A 23,493-nucleotide genomic window follows, 5' to 3' on the forward strand; every position below is an offset into this window, starting at 1 on the left:
GTTTGCCATGAAAAAGGCAATTGTATGGGGCATGGGCATTGTGGTTGGTGTGCCGCTTGTGTTGGCAGCCACCGCAGCTATCTTGGTGAATACGATTGACCAACAGGCTTTGTTGAACAAAGCCAGTGCCATCGTCAAGGAAAAGCAGCAGCGTGATTTGGCATTCACCGGCCCCGTGCAGTTAAAGTGGTTTCCCTCGATTGGTGCCGACCTGAATGGCGTAACACTCTCGGAATTTCAAAGTACCGATCAATTTCTGAAAGCTGACAAAGTCAGTATTTCATTGGCTTTGTTGCCTCTGTTAAGTTCAGCGGTGGTGGTTGACGCGATACAAGCCAGCGGCGTCACTGTCAATGTCGTAAAAAATGCGGATGGCAAGTTTAACTTTGATGATTTAAGCAAATCCGACAATCAAGATGAAGTTCAAAGTGAGTCTGAACCAAGTCCGGACACTGGTGAACAGGCACTTAATTTTTCAGTGGATTCAATTGCACTTGAAAATCTGAATGTAGCGTACATTGACAAGCAGACTGGCTTGGAAGCCTCGCTGAACAACTTTGCCATGCAAAGTGGTCGCATTGAGCCTGGTGTGCCCACCGACATTGAACTGAAAGGCAATGTGAAGGCCAACAAGCCGCAGGCCGATTTGAACATCGACCTGAACACCCGCCTTGAATTTGGTTTGGGTGAAAACCTGTATGCGAATTTTGAAAATTTGAAATTTGCGGTGTTGGGTCAACTGGATCAGCAACAAGCCGATGTGAATGTGCAGGCCAGCACCTTGAATGTGAATCCGAATACTTTGGAAATCAAGGCGCAGTCGCTGGATGCGAAAGCCAAAGGACAACTTCCCAATGTGGGTGCATTCGATGTCAGCTTGAGCTCACCCTCGCTGGAGCTCAGTGAAACTGTGGCGCGTGGTGAGGCCTTGAATTTCAAGGCCGACTTGAAGCAAGCCACACGCAGTATCAACGCCACGCTTGACTTGGCGGGCTTGCAGGGTAATTTGAAGCAGGCGGTGTCTGCTGCATTGAAAACTACAGTGAATTTGGTGGAAGGTGAGCGCACGGTGAATTTGCAGCTGGCCAGTCCCATGACCTTGAACATGAAAAGTCAATTGATCGAATTGGCAGCGCTGACTGGTCAACTCGATGTGAAAGATCCTGCTCTGCCTAAAAAGCAGGCCAGCATGCCCTTGGCTGGCCGGTTGGCAGTGAACAACACTGAAAAAACTGCCGAGCTGGATTTGAACTCGAAATTTGAGGCCACTAGTTTTGATTTGAAAGCGGCCGTTAAAAATTTTGCCAAACCAGCGATCACCGCAGTGCTGAATGCTGACAAGCTGGATATCGATGCCTTGTTGCCTCCCAAGAAAAACTCAGGCACCAAGACCACGTCAAGTTCGGCTGAAAAGCCCCAAGACACGCCTGTTGACCTAAGCCCGCTGCGCAACTTGAACCTGGATCTGACTGCCAATATAGGCGAACTGAAAGTGTCGAATATTCAAGCCCAGCAATTGAAAACAAAGGCAGTGGCGCGAGGGGGCAAGCTGACCATCTCGCCGCTGGATGCAAAGTTGTACGGTGGTTCAACCACGGGTGTGATTACTGCCGATGCGAATACTCAAACAGTGACCGTGAACCAGAACATGACCGGCGTGCAAATTCAGCCTGTGATCAAAGCGCTGCTCGACAAAGACATGGTCGAGGGCAAGGGCAATGTAGGTATCAATATTCGCACCATAGGCAACACGGTTAACCAGATGAAAGCTGCCTTGGATGGCAAGGTTTCGGTCAGTCTTCAAGACGGTGCCATTAAAGGTATTAATCTGGCTGAACGGTTCAGAAATGCAAAATCGCTGTTAAGCAGCGGCAGCAACTCCACCCAAAAAACAGACACTGCCCAGAAAACCGATTTCAGTTCATTGGCGATCAGTTTTGACATTACCAATGGCGTGGCCAGCTCCAATGACTTGAATGTGATGGCCCCCCTGTTTCGAATTGGCGGCGAAGGGCGGGTGAATTTGGTGAACAATTCTCTGGATTACCTGGCGAAGGCATCGGTGGTGGCCACCAGCACAGGGCAGGGTGGAAAAACCCTTGACTCGGGTTTGAATGGCGTGACTGTGCCGGTTCGCCTGTACGGTCCGTTCACGGGCGTTCAGTGGGAGTTGCAGTTCAAAGAGTTGGCCAAAGAAGCGGCCAAAGCCAAATTGCAACCCAAAATTGATGAGAAGAAAGAGGAACTGAAAAACAAGGCTGAGGAAAAAGTAAGGGATGCTTTGAAAGGTTTCCTGAAATAACCGCCCCGTGGGGGTTGGTGCTTTGGGGGGCAATAGTTTGCTAACATCAAGGCAAATTATTCTTAAAACGGTGCCCCTGTGTCCGAACCCGCTGACTTGCCAGTCATTGAGCTAAGTTATGCCATCGAGCTTTTGTCCAAAAAGCTTGAAATTCAGCCCGCTGAAGCTGAACAGTTAATTCGACTCGCAAAACTGGTCCACTTGCCTCGTGGCGCTACTTTGTTTGAACAAGGTCACCCCAGTCATCACTTTTATCTCTTGCTGCAGGGGCAGTTGAAAGGGCAGCGCTTTCGCCCAGATGGTTTGCAAGACCTGACTCTTTCTTTTTTCCCGGGGGAAATGATCGGCGAGCTCGGTTTTTTCGACCAGGCGCCGCGCACACTCACCATCTCTGCCCGCCGGGACAGCGTATTGCTTGAAATTGATCAAACCGCTCTGGAGCAGTTTGGCGAGTTCAGCCGCTCGGTCTATCACCACTTGATCCGAATGCTCGTTTCCCGGTTCAAGCGTGAACTGGGCTACAGCGGCCCTTTGAAACAACACCAATTCATTTTGTTTCAGTCTTTTGTTCGCCCGGAGGGTTTTAGCACTCAGGCGATCGAGGGATTTCAGTCTGCCATGGCTCGGCATTGTGAGTTGCGGCGCTGGAAGCAGCTTAGTGATGTAACGCCGCCAGTTTCGGCCCATATCAAAGACTGGGTGGTGGAAATGATCGAGACGGAGCCCTTGGAGGTTTTGGACGACCGCCTGATTGAAGAGCTTGATTGCATGGTGGTCATGCTGTGCGCAAGCACTTTGAATGATTCGCGCAGTTGTGAGTTGTTGAAAGCCCAGCTAAAGAGCGCAGACGACGATTTGCCCGTGTGGTTTGTACTGGTGCATGAAGCCGCGTGGGTTGAGCAGTCGGTGGTGGAACGCATACGCAGCAAATTTGGCACTGGATTCAAGCTGTTGCACGTGCGGCGCGGGCATCACTCTGACAATGCGCGTGTGGCACGGCACATTCTGGGACTGACCTTGGGTTTGGTACTGGGCGGTGGCGGTGCCCGCGGATTCGCGCATGCTGGTTTTTTTCAGGCACTCGAGGAGGCCGGCGTGGTGGTGGACACTGTGGGTGGAACGTCCATGGGTGCTTTGGTCGGTGCGCTCATTTCCTCTGGGCGCTCAGCCGTCGAGGTTAACAAGGCGCTTGCCATCAGTTTCAAGAAAGGTTTGCCGTTCAAACTGACAGACTACTGGATACCCAAGCATGGTTTTGTGAAAAGCAAGGCCGTTGACGAGGTGTACCGCAACGCATTTGGCGATCTGTTGATTGAAGACCAACCCATTCCGTTTTTCGCCATCAGTTGCAATTTGACCACGGGCAACCAGTATTTGTTTGAACAAGGCCCCTTGTGGAAAGCCGTGCGTGCCAGTACTTCTATTCCTGTTTTTTTTGAGCCGTTCATGGCCGGAAGGCATGTGATGGTGGATGGGGCACTGGTTAACAATGTGCCGGTAGATTGCATGCGTACCCGTGGCGCACGAAAAATTCTCACAGTGGATGTGGGTCTTGAGGAAGACATCACCGCGCACATGCTGGATGACAGCAGTGTACAAATGCCCACCATGATGAAATCGCTGATGCGGGTGATTGAACTGGGCGGTATTGAGAAGTCAAGACAGGCCAAAGTCATTAGCGACCTGTATGTTCAGCCTTCCATCGAAAAAATCGGTTTGATGGAGTTTGAGCGCAGAGAAGAGATCGTTGCCTTGGGTTACGAGGCTGGGCGTAAGGCAATTCCGGATATACTGGATTTGCTTCACAAAACTACATAACAACGCAGTCGTCATTCTTACGAGGCTTTGATGCAAAAACACTCTACGGTAGAGGTGTTGGGTTGCAGCGGCAGTATCGGTATTCCCGGACAAGGAACAACAAGCTTCCTGATTGACAGCGATATTTTGATCGATGCGGGCACAGGCCTGTGCGAACTCGATTTCGCCCGTCTTGAGCAAATCGAGCATGTTTTCATAACCCACTCCCACTTGGACCACATTTGTGGTTTGCCATTTTTGATCGACACGGTTGGCGTGGGCCGCAAAAGCCCTTTGCGTGTGTACGCCACCCTCCCCACAATCAGGGCCTTGCAGCAACATATTTTCAATGAGGAAATATGGCCTGATTTCTCAAAAATTCCTACAGCGGAAAACCCGGTTCTGGAGTATGTTGAGATAAAGCCTGAGCAGGAGCTGTTGTTTGGTGAACGTAAAATTACCACTGTAGAGGTGGATCACACGGTGCCCGCCGTGGGTGTTTTCTTGACTACTCCCACGGGTGGGTGGTGCTTCTCCGGAGATACGCACAAAACAGACCGGTTATTCACCCTTATCAACCAAGCAAAAAAGGTAGATTATTTCTTTATTGAAGCTGCTTTTCCTGACAAGGAGAAATGGCTGGCAGATTTGGCCAAGCATTTGTGCCCAAGTTTGTTGTTTGGTGAGCTTCAAAAATTAAACGCGGCATGTGAAATCTGGATTAGTCATCTAAAGCCCAGAGAGCACGACGAGATTCAAAAAGAGTTACAGCAGTATCCGGGAAGCCAGCCGCTGCGCATTTTATCGGCCGGAATGATTTTTAACATTTAACGGTTACACAACAATTCTATGAAATTCAAACTTTCCGCAGTCGCCTGTGCAGTGGTGCTGTTGGTCAATTCGCATTTGCAGCTTGCAAATGCGCAAACCCTGCCTGAAAGCACATCAGGTTCCCAGCCAAGCAGTGAAGAATACAAGGAACCCAGTTTCGCGGTGTCGGGTTTTGAGGTGTTGGGACCGGAATTAATTCCGCGGGACCAAGTCATGGCTGTGCTGAGTGGTTTTTCCGGTCGTGAAATCACTTTTTCCGATTTGCGAACTGCCACCGTGGCCGTTGAACAATTACATGCCGAGGCGGGTTATGAAGTAGTTCGTGTGTTGATTCCTGAGCAGGAAATCAAACCCGGTGAACAGCTTAAACTGCAAATTGTCGATGCGCGACTGGATGTAGTCACTGTTGCGGGTAACGACTACTTCACGGCGGAGTCCATTCAGGAAAGCTTGGTGGTGCTTCAACCAGGGGCCTTGATCAACACCGTGGACATGGATAAAAACCTGCGTTTGATCAATGACAACCCGGCGAAAATCGTCCGTGTACGCCTGGAGCCCAGCGACAAGCCAGGCTTGGTGGACGCGAAAGTGCAGGTTTCTGATCAAGAACCATTGGCTGCATATTTGACGCTGGACAACTCTGGTACCAATGCCACGGGTGACTTCCGCATGGGCTTGGCCTTGCAACACAACAATGCCTTTAACAAAGGTCACATGGCTACGTTTCAATACGTGACCTCGCCGGGGCGTTGGTCAGATGTCGAGGTATTTGGCCTGAATTACAAAGTACCGTTTTACAGCATTAGCTCCATGCTTGAATTGGCGTACAGCGATTCGAATGTGGACGCGGGTAACTTGAGCGTTGGAGCCAGTTCTGTGTCAGTGGCCGGTGCCGGTACCACTGCTGCAATTCGGTGGGTGAAGTTGCTGGATCGTTTGGCCGGGTTCGATGCTCGACTTACCTTTTCTCACGAAATCAAAGAGTTTGTCAGTCAGGTTCAATTGAACGGTTTTGGGCCAAGTTTGGTTCCAGAACTGGAAAGCAGACCTGTGGGCGTGTCTTATTCCCTTTCCGAGGCACTTGATTCGCGGCAACGGGCTTTTCAAATCGGGTACTTTAAAAACTATGTCACCGGTGGTAACAATTCAACCACCCAGTACCGCATGACCAACCCGGCCGCCGAGGCCAATTTTGATGTCATTCGAGCCAACGCCAGTTGGTCTGAACAGGTGATGCCTGGCTGGCGCCTGACCGCGCAGCTGGATGCACAACACACCGATTACTCTTTGATTCCCGGCGAGCAGTTTGGTGCAGGGGGTGTTTACTCCGTGCGTGGTTTTGAAGAACGGGTTATTTCCGCAGACCGCGGTACCCGCCAGTCGCTCGAGCTGATGGGCCCGAATGTCAGCAAAAATTTCGGCACTTTGTTTGAGCGTTTGCAGTTTGTTGGTTTCGTGGACGCCGCTCAGTTGAAGTTCAACAACCCAGTGTTCGGATCACCTGTCGAGCCGCATTTAATGTCCTATGGTGTGGGCGCGCGTTTCGCATTTTCCCCCAAACACCAATTCCGAGTCGACCTGGCCAAGGTGGTGTCAGGCGTGCCCATTCAACCGCATGGTGATGTGATGTTGCACGTCACTTTTGCCACTTCCCTGTAAGGAAAGACACCATGAAATCCAATCGTCTTTCAAGCCGCAGCTCAGTTCGCAGTTCAGGTACCCAGTTTCGACGCAAGGCCGTGGCTTTGGGTGTTGCCATGGCCATTGCCAGTTCAGCTTATGCAAACCCCACCGGGATGTCGGTGGTTGCTGGGCAGGCCACCGCGCAAACCATTGGCAACCTGATGCAGATTACCAATACGCCAGGTGCCATTCTGAATTGGCAACAGTTCAATATTGATGTTGGGCAAACCACGCAGTTTGTTCAACAAAATGCAGCCAGCCAAGTGTTTAACCGTGTTACCGGTGGCGATGTGTCCCAAATTCTTGGCACCTTGCAAAGCAATGGGCAAGTATTTTTGATCAATCCGGCGGGAGTGTTTTTTGGCCAAGGTGCCGTGGTTGACACCGCAGGCTTTTTGGCCAGCACCCTGGCAGCTTCCGATACAGATTTGCTGAACGGACATCTGCGTTTCAACGACTCCGCGGGTACGGCGGGCAACATCGTCAACCAGGGCTCACTGACTACGCACTCGGGTGGCTCCATTGTTCTGTTGGCCCCCAGCATTGAAAACAGCGGCATCATTCACGCCGATGGTGAGGTTTTGTTGGCCGCAGGTCACAGCGTTACCATTGTCGACATGAGGCATCCCACCATTGGCTTGACCGTTGCCTCCAAGGACGGCGACAAAGCAGTGAATCTGGGCCAAATCATCAGTAAAAATGCATCACTGTTTTCGCATTTGGTGAAAAACAGCGGCGTGGTTGAAGCCACTGGTGCGCAAGTGGGTGAAGGTGGCGTTATACGGTTCATCGCGCAAGGTGATGCATTGGTGGGCGGACAGGTGCTTGCCGAAAGTACCCAAGGCCAAGGTGGTGAAATTGACATCACCGGCCAACGCGTGGCTGTGCTGAGCGGAGCACGCATTTCTGCCGATGGTGGTACCGGTGGCGGCACAGTGCATGTGGGTGGGGGCTGGAAAGGGCTAGATGAAAGCCTGGCCAATGCGCAGCAAACCGTGGTGCAGGCCAACACCCAAATTTCTGCGAATGCCACGGCCAATGGCAATGGCGGAGAAGTGGTGGTATGGGCCGATGGCCACACTGCTGTGGATTCTGAAGTGCAAGCCAAGGGCGGTGCCCTGGGTGGCAATGGCGGTCGGGTAGAAACCTCGGGTAAGCAAAGCCTGGCAGTGAATGTGGCTGCGAATACTTCAGCAGCCCAGGGGGAAGCAGGGCAGTGGCTGATCGACCCGGCTAACTTGACGATTGTGGATCAAATTCCCCAAGGTGGTTTTAACCTTGAGCCTGCTCAGCAAGGTCCATTCTTTTCGACTGACGACATTAATTCAACATTTTCGCCAACGGAATCTTTTCTGTTGAACAGCACGGTAGTGGCTGGTTTGGAAAACAACGGTTTTGTACAAATTTACACCACTGGCACACAACCAGGCGACGGTAATTTGACCATTGCTGCACCCATTTTGATTGATCAAAACTCCTCTCAATCGACTGGTTTTAATCCAGAACTGTTTTTGGAAGCCAAGGGTGAAATCAATATTGATGCAGCCGTGGGTTTGATGCCTGGGCAGCAAGTTTTTGATGGCTTCGATCTGTTCTTGAGTTACGACATTGCAAAGCCTGTGTATGTCGATGCCCCGCTGTACTTGGGTAACACCGGTAATTTGATTTTGTCGCCGTACGATCTTGGTACGGCTTTACCCACCAACACGCAGGGTCAGTTGCCCCTGGATGGTGTGAATTTGTTGTCGGGTATGAACACCGGTATAAGTGGCCCATTGGCGTTAAATCGAATATACGTGACCAGTGCGGTGGCCACCGATCCAATGACCCAGCAAAGCTACATTGTCAGTCCCGAGAAAACGGTGAAATTGAATGTGCTTGGGGCCAACTTGATGGTGAATGATCTCAGCTTGTTTGGCATTGAAACTACCCCAGCTACTGATATTCGCGTTGGTGTAGACAATTTTGACTTGCCCGCACCCATTCAAGGCAATTTGCAATATAACTTCCTGGATGCGAATAGTCTGACTGTAGATGCAGGCAGTACCGTGTCTTCGTTCTCGGCAACGGTGCTGGACAGCAATCTGATGCCTTTCACCTTGACCCCGGTCACCTATTTAAACTCGCTCGTTTCAAGCGGCACGGTGAATTTCAACGGTGGCTTTAACGACGTTTTAGAGATCGACGCCAGTGCAGGCACATTGAATTTCTTAAGCAGCGATGGAATCAGCAGTTCACCATTTGGCATACACCAACTTGGCAACATCACTGCGGGTACGGCGAACACCATCAACCTGGTGGGCTCCACCATGTACTATCAAAAAGCGATTCTGAATGGCACGTTCAATATGATGTCCAATCAGTTTGGCTCGTCTTCTTTTCTCCGTGCAATTGATACCGATTTGAACGGTACCTTTAATATCGACTCTAGTTTTAATCGCACGAGTTTTCAGGCCTTAGGTATGGGGAGCAATTCCCGAATTACCCTGTCGGCGGGCTCGTTTCTTGAACTGGGGCGTGCATTCAACTCCTCTTCATCAGAGATGAGTGTGACCCCGATGGTTCCAGCCAAGCAGGAAGGCGCTTACATTTCAAGCACACAAGGGCAATTTGTGGCTCAACAGGGTGCGCGTATTGTGATGAACGGGGCGGCCACAGATGACATTATTCACTCGATGCCACCTTTGGAAACTGCCAGCTTTTCCGGTTCTCCCTCGGGCGGTGCAATTGTTGACATCACTGGTTTGGATGGGCGCCTTGACGCACCAGTTACGATTGAAGTCAATGGTTTCCTGAATTCCATCCAAACCGGCACTGAGAATATCGATGTTAACTCCAGCGAAAGTGTTGCGACCCCAATTACCACGATGGTGATTGACGCTGCAAATATTCAAGTCAATGCTGGGGGTGATGGCCGCTCACTCAGGATTGGTGAAGTTCAATTCTCGCAAATGCTAAACACTGATTTTGAACCCGTTGTGGATCTCGATTTCAATGGTTCTCTGACTGTGAACAGTGGGCGGGTACGCCTGGAGGGCAAGAACGTGTCGTCCATGGACGGTACCCTGAATGTAAACGGGATGAATTCTACCCTCGTGTTGTCAGGCAATTTTACGTCTGCAGATTTGTACAAGGTGAACCGCACCAGTGGTGGTCGCCTGGCAGCTGAAGGTTTGTGGGACAACAGCCTTGTAAACGCAAGCAACGCCGCAACTTCAGCCCCGCTGAGCAAGGGCAATATTCTGGTGGGTGACGATCTGGTGGTAACCGGTGGTTTGCTGACCAGCGCAGGTACTGCCAATTCAATCAATATTGCGCCAGACAGTTTTCTGGAGCTGCGCAACACCGAAGTAACTACAACCATCAATGTATCGCCAACCGGTGTGGTCTTGTTGGCCACCCAAGATGGAAATGGCGCACCAGTCACGCCCGCTGTATTGAGTGGAGCCACTATCAATATGGGCGGCGATGCATTCCTGATTGTGGAAACAGATGCTGCGGGTGTGGCCAACTTGAATGGCTCTGCAACGATCAGTTCAGGAACGCAAGGTAACTTGATTATTGCTGGCAGACGAGCTTATGACCCGATGGCCGCTGATTCCATTCCAGACTCAATGACCTTGAATGTGGGTAGTGGCATTCGATTGAATGTAACTGGCAATGCCACGAGTTTGCCCCCGGCGTTACAGTTGTTCTACGGTTCATCAACGCCCCCCGAGCGCCCTGTCTTCCTGGTGGGCCAACTTACCCCTGAAGCCGTGGCTTTGGCTGAGTATGAAGATTATGATGGACTTTCCACGCCAGTCACCACCGTGTTGAGCGGGTTTGCGAATCCTTCCTTTGTGATTGATGGCACCCCTGATGCATCGGCGGTCAATGGCTTGACCTGCTCGGTGTCAGATTTCTGCGTGAAATTCGATGTGGCCCAGGCTGGCACTTTTGCGGGCTCAGTGATTACCAATCTCAACTCAGCGGGCGTCACGGGAAGTGGGGTTGAATTTGCCCCCGATTTGACATTGAATTTTTCTCAGATTCAAACGCCTACCGACATTATGTTGATGGGGGGGCTCACAACGATTGCAGCCTCAGATCTGATGAGCGGAAGAAGGCTGCTTATCGGGAGTGATGCAATTGCCCGGTTTCTTAGTAACGCATCCAATGAAAATATTTCAAATAATCTGGAAAACAACGGTACGCTTGAGTTCCAGGGTAATTACACACTCAGTGGTTTGCTGACCGGCACGGGTATGTTGAACAACAGCGGTGTTTTGAACCTCAACAATAGCAGTGGAAGTGTTGTTCAAAATTCGATTGTAAACAGCGGCACGATTAACAACACTGGCACCTACACTTTTTCAAATTTGGTCTCCGGTACAGGTCTGTTTTCTAACGCAGGAACTTTGAACTTGACCGGTTCTGGCCTATTTGGAAATAGCTTTGTGAATGTGGGCACTGGCTCATTGAACTTCTCAGGTGGGTCGGTGCAGGACATTTACTTCGGTGGTTCTTTTCAGAATGCTGCGAATGTGTTCTTCAACGGCGGATTGTTTACTTTTGATACAGGTTACAGTCAATCCGCCGGTAACCTCACTGTCCAGCCAGGCACTCAATTGGTGGGTAACGTCAACATCAACGGTGGTGCCTTGCGTGGCTTTGCAAATATCACTGGCAATTTGAATGCACAGGGCGGTCGTATTGTGCCGGGCGCCTCTCCTGGCTTGATGACGGTGAGTGGTGATTTGAACCTGGATGCCAGCAGTATTATCGACATTGAAATTGCCAGCAACGGTGGGGTTCAGGGTACTGATTTCGATTGCATCGTGGTACAGGGCAACGCCAACCTGGCAGGCCAATTGAATTTGATTGATATTTCAGGCGGTACGCTGCTTGCAGGCAGTCAATATGCTTTCCTCGAGGCCAACACCATCAATGGAACATTTGGCAGCGTTTCCAGCTCGCCTGCAAGTTCTGCATACACATTCTCTTCACCAGTGATTGCGAACACCACGAATGGGCAGCAGTTGCCCATTCAGCAAATGAGCACCTCGACTGTAGCGCTGAGTTCACCTCCACCGGTGTCGCCTGAGCCGACTTCGCCAACAAGTCCAACCTCGTTGACGCAAAGCACCGGAACCGACAGTACTGCAGTGGGGCAAAACCTGAATCAGGCCTTTACGCCCACGTCCACTTCCACAAGCAGCACCGAGCCAAGCACGGGTACCACATCCACAAGCAGCACGCAGCAAACCCAGCAGGAAGAGGAGGCTGTCGAGGTGGCCAATCAAAGTACCGCAGGTACCACCATCTCACAGCAGTCCAATGATATCGAGTTGAAGACCACTCAAAGTGATCCACAACGGGCTTCGGCGGTGTGCAAATGAGGACCAACAACATGCAAAAATTATTGGCCTTCAGCTTGCTAGCCTTGAGTTTTTTTGGCAACAACACAGCGTTCGCCCAAAATATTCAACCCAAAGACCTCGCACCCACGGGTGGGCAATCGGCAAGTCAACCTGCCAAAGCAGTGGTAGGTACCATCAAAGTAGTGACAGGCTTGGTTAATCTGCAAACTTCGGAAGGCAAAAATAAATTTGCCAGTGCAGGTACCAAGTTGAATGTGGGCGATGTCATCAATACCCAGGCAAAAAGCACTACAGTGCTGGAGTTTGTGGATACCACGCAAGTGGCGTTGCGTCCAAATACGCGCTTCGTGGTTGAAAACTACGAGTATCAACCGGAGCATCCCATCGCCGACAAGGCAGAATTCAAGCTGGTGAAAGGTGGTTTGCGTACTCTCACTGGTTTGATCGGCAAGCGCGGCAGCGCAGATGCTTTTGCACTGAAAAGCGAAACAGCCACCATCGGCATTCGAGGAACCGACTTCACCGCCCGAATTTGCAAAGGCAATGAATGTACTCGCCTGGCCAAGGGCGAGTCTGACAAAGCCACAGCCACAAATACTTCTACTGCTGATGTGGCGGGGCGTATTTCCCAACTGACTGGCGAATTATTTGCAGTGTCGGTTGAAGGCAAGCGACGCGCTTTGCAAAAAGGCTCGGCAGTGTTTGCCGGAGAAACCATTGATGTATCGGAAGGCGGGTTTGCCGTGGTCAGCATGGCCGATTCTACTCGGCTCACTTTGCCGGGCGGCAGTTCCATGCAAGTGGCAGCCTATCGATATGCGCCCGCTTCGCCACAAACCTCTGTAGCGTCCTTCAAGTTGCTCAAAGGCGCAGTGCGCGCTGTCACTGGCGCAATTGCCAAAGCTGAACCCAACAACGTGAAGTTTTTTACTGAAACTGCGACGGTGGGTATTCGGGGCACGGCCATTGATATTTCATGTACGTCAGTGTCGGGCGGTTTGGTGGTGTGTTCGGGTGGAGCCAACCTGACGGTTGAACTTCGCAACGGGCAAATTATCGTCACATCGGCCAATTTGAATACAGTGATCAATGCAGGGCAATCGGCGGTGATTCCAGCGGGCAATACGAATATTCAGGTCATCAATTCCCTGGCCAATGTGTTGGGTAACGTACCCAATGCCGGCCCGCTGCCTGAAACAACACCTGCAAACTTTGAAACCTTGTCATCTACGCCGGTTCAGTCATTGACGCAGGGCAGTGGTTCTTCAGATGAGGGTTCGCAATTGTTCGTTGCCGTGAACGACGGCACCATCGTCATTACGAATTCCAATCAGGCGCCGCTTGAGGTGAACCGGGGTGAGGGTGCCTTTGTGCAAACCCTGAGTAATCTGCCCCCGCAATTGCTCACTGCACCGCCCGATGTGATTGTTCAAGACATCACCTTGTCGGCCCCGCCATTCTCGGCACCGCAGTGCGCGCCTTGATGGTAGTTGATGCATGAGCAAATTGATCAAGTCTTGGCGAAAAATTGCAGGCAAGGCGTTTCGCATCGGTGTGGGTTTTTCGTTCACGGCAGTGGCTTTGCTGCATGTGTTGGGTTTTGCTCCCAGCGAAGTGGTAAAGCGTCTGGATTACCTCATTTATGACGTGAGGCTGCGGGCTGAAGCACAACTGCCAGAGCTTGACCCGCGTATTGTGATTGTCGATATTGATGAACAAAGCCTGAGCGAAGTAGGGCGTTGGCCATGGTCTCGCGATGTGGTGGCCAAGCTGATTGTTGAGTTGACCGACAGATTGGGTGCTGCTTCCGTTGGCTTCGATATTGTGTTTGCCGAACCTCAGCAAAGTGATGCGCTTTTGGCTTTGGACAGCATCATCGAAAACAAGCCTGCACTGGGTAGCCAGCTCCAGGAATTGCGAACCGGAATTCAAGCGCAGTTCGATCGAGATGCACAGTTGGCCCAGGTTCTGGCCGACCGGCCTGTCGTGTTGGGGTACTATCTGAATCAGGACCCAACAGCTTTGTCTGGCGCGCTTCCGCCTGCATTGTTCAAGAGAAGCCAGTTGGGTGAGTTGACCTTGGACAGCACCAGCTGGCAGGGCTATGGCGGCAACATCCCTGTGCTGCAGAAAAATGCAGAGGGTGGCTATTTCAATCCGATTGTGGATGAGGACGGCACTGTTCGCTCCATTCCTCTGCTTGCTCAATTCAATGATGCTTATTACCAAAGTTTTGCTTTGGGCACATTGCGGCGAGCCTTGGGTAACCCACAGGTGATACCTGTGTTTCCTGAAGGTGTTCCCGATGACTATGGTGCAGTGGAGCTGATTGCCCTGAGGTCTCCCGAAGTTGAGTTGGACATTCCAGTTGAACGTGGCTTGTTGACCCGTGTTCATTTCCGGGCCAAGGGTGGTCCGAATGCTGGCGGCTATCGTTATGTGTCAGCGGCCGATGTGCTTGCGGGCACATTGAAGCCCGAGGACATTGAAGGTCGAATTGTATTGATCGGTACTACAGCGCCAGGCCTGCTTGATTTGCGAAGCACACCCGTGAACCCGGCCTACCCGGGGGTCGAAGTGCATGCCAATGTGATCAGTGGCATGCTCGACAGCATTTACAAACTTCGACCCGAGTATTCGCAGGGTTTGTTGTTCATTACGGTGTTGGCAGTGGGTTTCGTGCTGAGTGTGATGATGCCCATTCTGAGCGCCACCTGGTCTTTATTGGTTGCACTGGCGGTGTTGGTGGCCAGCGTGGCGATCAATTCCGTGCTGTATTTCCAGGCGGGCCTGGTCTTGCCAGTGGCGGTGGTGTTGTTGCTGGTGCTTGCCATATTCATGTTCGACGTTGCTTATGGATATTTGGCCGAGTCACGCAGCAAGCGGCAAATGGTGGATTTGTTCGGAGAGTATGTGGCCCCCGAATTGGTGTCTGAAATGGCCTCAGACCCCACGCGCTATTCCATGGAAGGTGAAAGCCGCGAACTCACGGTGCTGTTTTCGGATGTACGTGGTTTTACCACTATTTCCGAATCGCTTCAGCCCAATGAGTTGCGTGAGTACATCAATGAATACCTCACAGTGATGTCCGAGATTATTCGCTCCCACCGAGGCACGCTGGACAAATACATTGGTGACGCCATCATGGCCTTTTGGGGGGCACCCATTGCCGACGCTGAACATGCTGAATTGGCTACCAAAGCGGCCATGGCCATGCAGGAAGAAGCTGTACGTTTGAACGAGCGGCTGTTGGCGCGTAAATGGCCCACGCTGGCCATTGGGGTGGGTGTCAACACAGGGCAAATGCGGGTGGGCGACATGGGTTCAAAAATTCGCCGGGCTTACACCGTCATGGGCGATGCTGTGAATCTGGGTTCGAGGCTGGAGGGCATCACCAAAACCTACGGTGTGGGCGTTATTGTTGGTCCGCAAACCAAAGCCGCTGTGCCCGGTATGGTGTTTCAAGAGCTGGATGCGGTGAAGGTAAAGGGCAAGAACGAGCCTGTTTCAATTTATGCACCTTTGGGCGAGCACGCCACTTTGCCTGAAGCCAGCCTGGCCCACTTGGCGCAATGGGATGAGTTTTTGGCCGCGTTTCGTGCCCAGAAATGGCAGTTGGCGCGAGAACGGTTGAATGGATTACAGGGCAGTTTGGTGACGAATCCTACTTTGCATGCCCTCTACGAAAACCGTATTGAGTACTTTGAGTTGAATTCCCCACCTGAAAACTGGGATGGTGTAACCCAGTTCGACACGAAGTAAAACGAATCGACTTGATTGAATCTGGTCGACTTAGATCAATTCGTTTTGCTGGTTCAAATACACCTCGGGTGAAATTCGAAAGGCTGCGCCGGTAGGGCATGCACGAACACAAGCTGGGCCGCCATCTTTGCCGTGGCATAAGTCACACTTGTAGGCTTTTTTGATGGAATTCGCGTCGTATTTCACTGGACGTTCACCCAGGGGACCGCCCGAGCCAAACAGCAACCAAGACAACAAGCCAGTTTTTCTGGGGGGTGGTTTTACCCGCAATTCAATGGCGTTGTAGGGGCAGTTTTTGGCGCAATTACCGCAGCCAATACAGGTGTCCGCAATCATCACCTCGCCCTTTTCATTGCGGCGAATGGCATCGGGTGGGCAGTCTTTCATGCAATGTGGTTGTTCACAATGTCGACAGGAATGCGCCAGGTGAATGTTCTGGAAGGTGGGGCCAGCGTCTCGATCCAGGCGAGGTATCCCGTCGTGTGTTTCTGCACATGCACGTTCGCAATTGTCACAATGCACACACAAATTCTCATCGATAATCAAGGCGTTGGTTGCATCTCCCAAGCCTTGCTTCATCAGAAAATGAATCAAATCGCTTTCACGTTTCGCTGTACTTTCCCGGAAAATCGCATCATGAACGCGTTTGCCAATCTTGGCTTGCAGGGCTTTTTTCCAGTTGCTGTTTTTGCTCAACACGTCGATGACCGCGTCTGCTTGAATCAACAGCACTTCGGTGAGTACCGTCGCGGTACATGTCGTTTGGCGATCCGTACCATTCACCAAATCAATTTCACCCACATAGCTGCCTGCGGATACATACGACAGTACGGAGTCTTGATCATCAATCAACTTGGATACAGACACTGACCCGCGCCGAATCAGGTGCAAGCCGTCAGTTTTGTCGCCTTCACTGAACAGTTTTTCACCTCGCACGTAGCGGGTCACACTGATGCCTGATGCGATCAGTTGTTCGATTTCCTGGGGTTCTAGCTGCGGGGCAAGGTGTGTAGACAAGGCTCTGCGCACAAACGTTTCGTCGATGGTTCGTCGCACTGCATCCACTGAGGCAATTAGCTTCAACATGGCTTTGCGAGGCGTTTCAATCAATACGCAGTTTTCTCCCGCGTAAACCGTGGCTGTGCGGCGTCGCCCGGAGATCAGACCCATCTCGCCAAAATAGTTGCCTTTGTCGAGATTAAGAATGAATGGTTTGCCTTCCTTGTTCACCAATTCAATGCCCACGCCACCCTGCACAATCGCAAAGAAAGTGCTGGTGTAGTCACCTTTGTGGAAAATGACAGAACCTTTCTTGGGTTGGTGAAGTGTTGATTCCAGCATGAATTCCCGCAGCTGAAGGCGAGTCATCTGGTTGAACAGAGGAACGTTTTCCAGAATCATGTCCAGCACGGTCGAGACTGAAACATCGCCCAAGGGTTTGAATTTCTCAGCCAGCAATGGTTCGTCTGCGGGAACCACCGGCAAGCCCATGATGGAGTCAACGACTTCATGGCCCTGGTTCATCGCCTGCTTGATCAAAGGGTAGCCGCCCAGCGCACCTACGATGAACAGGCCCGGCACATTGGACTCATAAGTTTCACTCAGTGCGGGCACTGCGTTTGGATCACTGTTGGGAAATGTCACCCCGAAGCTTTCTACCAGGCCGCGGGGTGGTGTCGCCCCCAAACGGGCAATAATTCGGTGAACTGGCATGGCCTGCTCACCTTCGGGGCCTTTATAGCGGTAGTTGAGCGAGGGCTCTCCCTCTTTGGCCTCTGGGATTTCTTCTACTGCACTCGTACTGGTGTTGTAGAAGATACGCAAATCTTCATTCCTGTCTGCCGCAAGAATCTGATTCAGATTGCCTTCTTTACAGCGGGCAAATTCATCTTTGCGGTTGATCAATACCACCTTGTTGTTCTTCATCAAGGCCAGGGCGTTTTCAATGGCGGCATCACCCGCGCCAATTACAATAATCGTTTCATTGTTGAATTCGTCAGGGTCAGCCAGGGTGTATTGAACATTCGGAAGGTCGTCACCAGCGGTTCCAATCTTTCGTATATTGCCCTGCAAACCAATCCCCAGAATCACAGTTCGGGCAGTGGTTGTGCTTCCGTCCTCACAGGTCAGCTCAAATGGCCCGGCGCCATCATTGAGTTTGATTATTTTGCTAACTGTTTTCTTGTACTGAATATTGATTTTTTGATTGAGCAACTGAGAATCCCAGGTACCCAAAATACTTTCCCGTTTTCCAGCTTCGAATGACATGCCACTGCGAAGGGGCAGAAAGCCGGGCTCGGCCATGACATGCTTGCCCTTTTGGTACTTGTAAATTGTGTCCGATGCGTGGTTCTCTGATTCAAACAACACATACTTACAACCCAGTTGCTGCGCCCGTGCAGCAGCGGATAAACCTGCCGGTCCGGAACCTACAATGGCGACATCAAGTTCTGCTTGTATTTCGGCGAACATGGGTTTGAGATTGTCTTGCATGGTTTACGCTCCCACCGCGGCTTTCAGGGCCAGCAGTTCGGATTGGAATGCTTCGCGATCGTAGGCCTCATCATTGCTGAGTAATTTCAGCAAACGGTCCATTTTTGAATTCACGGTTTGCGCAATGCGCGAATTTCCTTTGCGGGCCAGGCCGTTGGCCACGCTGCTGATCGACATGTAGGCTTGCTCGGCCCCTGCGAAATCAGCGTACTGATTGTTGGCTGCCATGTTCACCAGGTCCTTCAGGATTTTTTCCAGTACCTGCTCCGTAAACGGCACGGTGGCCACCACTTTGCGCACTGTGTTGAGTTGGGCGTGAAGTACATTCGCGGCACGTTCAACTTCGTTGAAGTTGGCGGCTGGCGATGTACTTGCAATGTGCAACTGGTTCACCAGTTTTCCGATATCGCTGCTGTGTTGTGGCGCAGCCGCACGAATAATTGCTTGAACCATGATGAGGCTTGAGTTGTTAATACGTGCTTGCCCGGGGCTGCGCGCCAGGTCTTTGGACCAGTCTTTTTTGCTCATGGGTGAATGGCAGGCGTGGCAGTCGAACATCATGAGCTCGGGCATGATGCCCTGGCGGTTCCGCTTGGTGTCTGCAATCAATTCCAGCAAATTGGCGCTGCTGGCGAATTGCCCCATTGCCCAAATTTTACCGGCATCGTAAACGCCTTTGCGCTGCACCCAATCGTTGTCAATTTTGTAGTGAGGTGGCTCCAGGGCCATGAAGGTTTCTACTTCAATGGAAATGCGTGGGTGACCCGCACCCATAATTTGGTGGGTAATGGGGCGGCTTGAATCACCCACATGGCAACTGGTGCACAGCTTGGCAGCAGCATAGGGATCACTGGTGGGGTACAAGCCATTTTCAATGTTTTTTGCATGGCTTGCTTTGGGTTCAATATGGGTTTTAATCCATTTTTCGGCTGGGCCATGGCAGGCCTCGCAGTTCACGCCGTCGCTTTTGTCAAACCGCGGGCCTTGCTTGCTGGCCGGCACATTGTGGCTGTGGCAATCAAGGCAAACTTTGGCTTCATGGGCTGGTTGGGCAAGCCCCAGGTTTTTTGCAATGCGTTGCGATTGTGCGTTTTTTAGTACGGCATAGGCTTGTGTGTGAGGGTCTTCACGTAGCCATGTGGTGTATTCGTTTTGCAAAACAGGTGTCGCCGTGCGTTCAGCAATGCTGCCGTGGCAGGTGCTGCTTGCACAGTTCACTGTGCCCACCGATTGGTGTTGCGACTGGTGTGGCATGGTTTGGGCCATACCGCCTGTGGGCGCAGCCAGCAGCACGCTTGTGCCCAGCGCAAGCAACAGGCGATTGAAGCATCGATTCAAGACGTTTGCTTTCATGGCTTAATCCTTTCTGAAAGCCACTGAATTGACTTTGGGCTTGGGCAAGTAGTTTTCCTTTTCAACCTTGTCGGTCACAGTCCACAATCTGCCATCGGGGCGCAGGTAAAACGCTTCCATTTCCTTGCGGGTAAATGGGCGCGAACCAATGCGGCCAAACACGGCAATTTGCCCACCTGTTTCATCCACGGCACGATCGCGGTCCAAACCTTTCGACACCGACAAAGCCGCGCTTGGGGTTTTACGCCATGCAATCAATTCCGGCATGGGCGCAGGCGAGAAGCCGTAAAATTTGGGCTGCGTGTCGGGCGATGTCAGTTGCAACACTTTCAAACCATTCACACCGTCGGCCACATACGCAAACAGCGATGCATTGGTAGAACCCACCACCACATCATGCGCGTCATTCAGTTGCCCGTCAGCAGTAAATTGTTGATACACCACGGGCTTGCGCGGGCGTTCGATGTCTACGATGACCAAGCCCTGTTTTTTTGCAGCCACGTAGGCGTAGGTACGCGCCAAATAAACCCGTTGCGCATCGGCCAATGGCACCACTGCGCCGGTGTGCTCGGGTTTCTCGGGGTGGGTAATGTCGATCACTTCCAGCCCTTTGGCCGTGGTGGCAAACAGGTAGCGGAATTGAACCGCTGTGGCGCGTGCATCCTGCAAGGGCAGGGTAGTGATGTGGCGCGGCTTCAAGGGGTTGTTGATGTCGACAAACACCAGGCCCTTGGGCGTGGTGATGTAGGCATAGTGTCCACCCAGGGTAATGTGGCTGGCGCCGTTCAATACGCCGTTTTCATTCCACGTTACAGCTCGCTCGAAAAAGTTGTTGCGTGGTTCACCGTCGGCCAGGGTGTTTACATTCACAGCAATCAAGCCCTCTTCGCTGTCGGTGATGAAGGCATAGTTGTAAATGGGGTGGAAGGGCTGTTCCATATTGGTGATGCGCATCAAGTCACCCTGGTTTTTCTCGGGGTTGATGGGCTGGTTGGTGGGCAAGGCCATGCAGGTGGCGTTTTTTGTGGCCACATGGGTGTCGTGACCTAGCGGGCTAAAGGGCGCAGTAATTACGCGCTGGCCAAAGCCTTTGTTGGCCACACTGGCTGCATCATAGGCGCGAAAGCCTCCTTTGCCTTCAGCCACAAACACATATTCGCCGCGCAGTTGCAGGCAGCTGGCAACGCCCTTGGTGGTGTGGTCCATCAGCGCTGGCACAACGGTATCGGCCAGTTCTCGGTTGCGATTCAAGTGGTTCTGGTAATAGTCGGGGTAGGCATACTTGTGCAGGTAACTGCCCAACACGGCCTGGGGTTCGTCCCACTCTGTCACAGTAACTGCGGCAATGTGTTCGCTGCCACCCAGCCAGGCATTGAAGCCAATGAAGTTCACGAAGTTGGTGCCCTGTAACAGCAACTGCGCCATGATGGCGTTGTTGTCATCTTCACGTGACAAATGGCAATCGCTGCAGGTTTTGGTTTCTTCCTTGCGCTCGGTGTGCGGGTAGTGTGGTGCAAAAGCCTGCGAGGAAAAACCACTGGCGGCAATCGGTGGCTGCTGAATGTATATACGCTCGCGGTTCGCGTTCATGGACGACAGAATCAAAGCCGAGCTTGAACGAATTGGCGCTATGCGGTTGCCTTTCACCGGGCCATGTACGCCCAGCTGGAACATGTCGTCGCGTGCCACTTGCGGGTTGTAGGTGGCGTAATTCCGGGTTTCTCCACCCTCATAGTGCAGGCGTTCAGTTTTCCAGTTGGCTTGAATGGGCAAGTGGCAACCCGCGCAGCTGGTGGTCCAGCTTAAGTGACAGGTAAAGCAGGTCATCTTGTCGTTGTCGTGCGCCAGTTCTTTTACGCCCGGGCCCCATTTGCCATCCTGACCCTCTGCGCCTGCACCCATTAATTTGGCGCGTGCTGCTTTGGCGTTGTACTCAGGGTGGGCCGGGTTCATGTTGTCTTTGACCAGGCTCATTTCCCATTCTTTGTTGGGGTCCAGTGCCGCGCGCTGGTATAGCTTTCCATCGCGCCACTCGAAACGCTTACGCCCGTCTTGCGTTCGCAATTGGGTCAAATCGCTGCCGCGGGGTGGTGCGGCCGGCCCGCTTGTGCGCAAGGTGGGGTATTTGGTGGCAGTGCCATGGCAATCGGCACAATCCACTTCAACTGCAGCAGCCACTTCGCCGTAAATGTGGCCATTGCCGTGCATGTCTTGCGCAAAGTGGCAGTCCACGCAGTGCATACCCACGTCCAGGTGAATGGAGCTTAGGTGTACTGCCTTGTCGAATTTTTTTGGGTCGTCGTCGGCAACAATATTGCCCTCGGCATCCAGCAAAGCACCTTTGCGGTTGCGCTTGAACACGGCGCGGAAGTTCCAGCCGTGGCCATGGTAATCAGCAAACTGGGTGTCTTTCAATTTGCTGTTCAGTGTGGACACGTTTTTAAGAAACTCAGGGTCGCTCCACTTGCCACGCACCGCCGCTTCTTCGGGGTTGCGGTCCAGAATTTCACGCATTTCCGAGTCGGTGGGGTAGCGTTGCTTTTCCGGCCACATGTGCGGCGCATCGCTTTCGTAGTCCCACATGATGTAGCCGTAATAGCTGTTCACAAACACGTTGGGCTGGTGCATGTGGCACACCATGCACTGCGAACTTGGAATGGCGCGGGTGAATTCATGTTTCACCGGGTGGCCGCTTTCATTTTTTGCAATGGTTGGGTCAATGGTTTGTGTGGTGCCATCGTGACCAAACTTGGCGTAGGGGCCTGCGTGCTTTGGGTCGCGGTCGTTGGTGTAAATGGTGTGGCAACCTGTACAGCCGGATGAACGGTAATCGCCCGGTTGCTCATTGGTACCCAAGAACCACAGGTGCGGGTCGTTCAAACGGGTTTTGGTCACGTTAATCAAAGGCACTGCAATTCGCTGGCCCGTACCAGGACCCCGGTTAGATTGTTTGATGTCGGGCCGCCCCGGTTCATCCAGGCGCTGAATTTGACCCAGCACGTTGGGCAAGCCCACTTCCGGGAATATGCTGTTGATTACTTTTCCGCCGCGTTCAAACACACGGAACACGTCGCCGGGGGGCGTGGTTTCCCAGGCGGGCAAGGGTGCCAGTTCATTCAGAATACCCTTGTGCACAAACAGGTCATTGCTCGCTTCCACCGGATTTTTCAGCAAACCAGGCTGGCCATCTTGCGTGTAAGCCTCGCCAAGAATGTAGCGCTTGTAAGGCAAGATTCCGTTGTTATAAGACGCACCGCCCCACAGCATGGCCGAGGTGCTCATCAGGCTTCGTTCCTGGGCTTGAATGACCGGCAAATGACATGCACCACAGGCCTCTCGTGCAACACGCAAATCGCCCGGGTTGATGAAACGAATGTAAGCAGGGTGCTCTTTGTTCAGCTTGGCATATGAACGTTTTGGGTTGGCCGAGGAAGGGTAGTTCCAGAATTTCTCGTTGCGTGGCGCAATGTGCGCTTTGTCCAGCGCAGCACGGTATTCGGGTGCAAAGCCTTTTTCACGCGCAGCGCGGGTGTGGTCGTATGCCAATGAGCCTTGCTTGTCTTCTTTGCCGTTCCATTTCACGGTGGCATCGCCACCATGGCAATCGGTGCAGCCCAATACCACGCCAGGGTTGGCATGCATGGTGTGTTCATCGGTTTGTGTGTGGCAGGTCATGCAGCCTTCGGTTTTTGCAAAGGCCTGTTGCGCCGTTTGGCGTTCAGGCGCTGCAGGCGCCATGGTGTAACTCTTTTCAGGCAGCTTTTCACTGGCGGCATGAGCCACCGGGGCGATACCCGGAGTGGAAACAGCAGCCACTGCGAAACCCAATGCAAACAGCCAGCCCTGCCAGCGATTGTTGCTGGCGGGCTTTGTTGGAGGAGCAATGGCGGTATTCAAATTCATCAACAA

The 23,493-nt window shown here is 52.2% G+C and carries 10 protein-coding genes; 7 read left to right on the top strand and 3 right to left on the bottom strand.

Annotated elements, in window-relative coordinates:
- Positions 1-7 precede the first annotated feature (7 nt).
- The 7 genes from B4N58_RS08880 to B4N58_RS08910 all read left to right on the top strand — a co-directional run bounded on the left by B4N58_RS08880 (position 8) and on the right by B4N58_RS08910 (position 15,738).
- The gene (locus B4N58_RS08880) at positions 8-2,302 is read left to right on the top strand and encodes an AsmA family protein (protein WP_291748321.1); all 2,295 of its coding nucleotides are present in this window, start codon (positions 8-10) and stop codon (positions 2,300-2,302) included.
- Between the two features lie 78 nt (positions 2,303-2,380).
- On the top strand, positions 2,381-4,120 hold the full coding sequence (locus B4N58_RS08885; RefSeq protein ID WP_008251092.1) for a patatin-like phospholipase family protein: 1,740 nt from the start codon (positions 2,381-2,383) through the stop codon (positions 4,118-4,120).
- Between the two features lie 30 nt (positions 4,121-4,150).
- A complete protein-coding gene (locus B4N58_RS08890; RefSeq protein ID WP_040513245.1) occupies positions 4,151-4,930 on the top strand; it encodes a 3',5'-cyclic-nucleotide phosphodiesterase in 780 nt (259 codons plus the stop codon).
- 18 nt (positions 4,931-4,948) lie between these two features.
- Positions 4,949-6,589 carry a ShlB/FhaC/HecB family hemolysin secretion/activation protein gene (locus B4N58_RS08895; RefSeq protein ID WP_291748326.1) on the top strand — a complete coding sequence of 547 codons (1,641 nt, stop codon included), beginning with the start codon at positions 4,949-4,951 and terminating at the stop codon, positions 6,587-6,589.
- Positions 6,590-6,600: 11 nt separating this feature from the next.
- Complete coding sequence (locus B4N58_RS08900) at positions 6,601-11,994, top strand: filamentous hemagglutinin N-terminal domain-containing protein (protein WP_291748329.1); 5,394 nt, start codon at positions 6,601-6,603, stop codon at positions 11,992-11,994.
- 11 nt (positions 11,995-12,005) lie between these two features.
- The gene (locus B4N58_RS08905; RefSeq protein WP_291748332.1) at positions 12,006-13,460 is read left to right on the top strand and encodes a FecR family protein; all 1,455 of its coding nucleotides are present in this window, start codon (positions 12,006-12,008) and stop codon (positions 13,458-13,460) included.
- A gap of 13 nt (positions 13,461-13,473) precedes the next feature.
- Complete coding sequence (locus B4N58_RS08910; RefSeq protein WP_291748336.1) at positions 13,474-15,738, top strand: CHASE2 domain-containing protein; 2,265 nt, start codon at positions 13,474-13,476, stop codon at positions 15,736-15,738.
- A 30-nt stretch (positions 15,739-15,768) separates the two neighbouring features.
- On the opposite strand, the gene B4N58_RS08915 is transcribed toward B4N58_RS08910, so the two are convergent.
- Genes B4N58_RS08915 through B4N58_RS08925 form a run of 3 tightly spaced genes read right to left on the bottom strand, consistent with a single transcriptional unit; the run spans position 15,769 to position 23,487 of the window.
- Positions 15,769-18,231, bottom strand: a complete 2,463-nt coding sequence (locus B4N58_RS08915) for a cyclic nucleotide-binding domain-containing protein (protein WP_008251107.1) — start codon at positions 18,229-18,231, stop codon at positions 15,769-15,771.
- A 3-nt stretch (positions 18,232-18,234) separates the two neighbouring features.
- On the bottom strand, positions 18,235-19,584 hold the full coding sequence (locus tag B4N58_RS08920) for a multiheme c-type cytochrome (RefSeq protein WP_291748341.1): 1,350 nt from the start codon (positions 19,582-19,584) through the stop codon (positions 18,235-18,237).
- Positions 19,585-19,587: 3 nt separating this feature from the next.
- Positions 19,588-23,487, bottom strand: coding sequence for a hypothetical protein (locus tag B4N58_RS08925; RefSeq protein ID WP_291748344.1), 3,900 nt, complete (start codon positions 23,485-23,487; stop codon positions 19,588-19,590).
- Between the last annotated feature and the right edge of the window lie 6 nt (positions 23,488-23,493).

Origin of the sequence: Limnobacter sp. UBA3528 (assembly GCF_002377005.1) — a bacterium.
Lineage (GTDB): Bacteria > Pseudomonadota > Gammaproteobacteria > Burkholderiales > Burkholderiaceae_B > Limnobacter.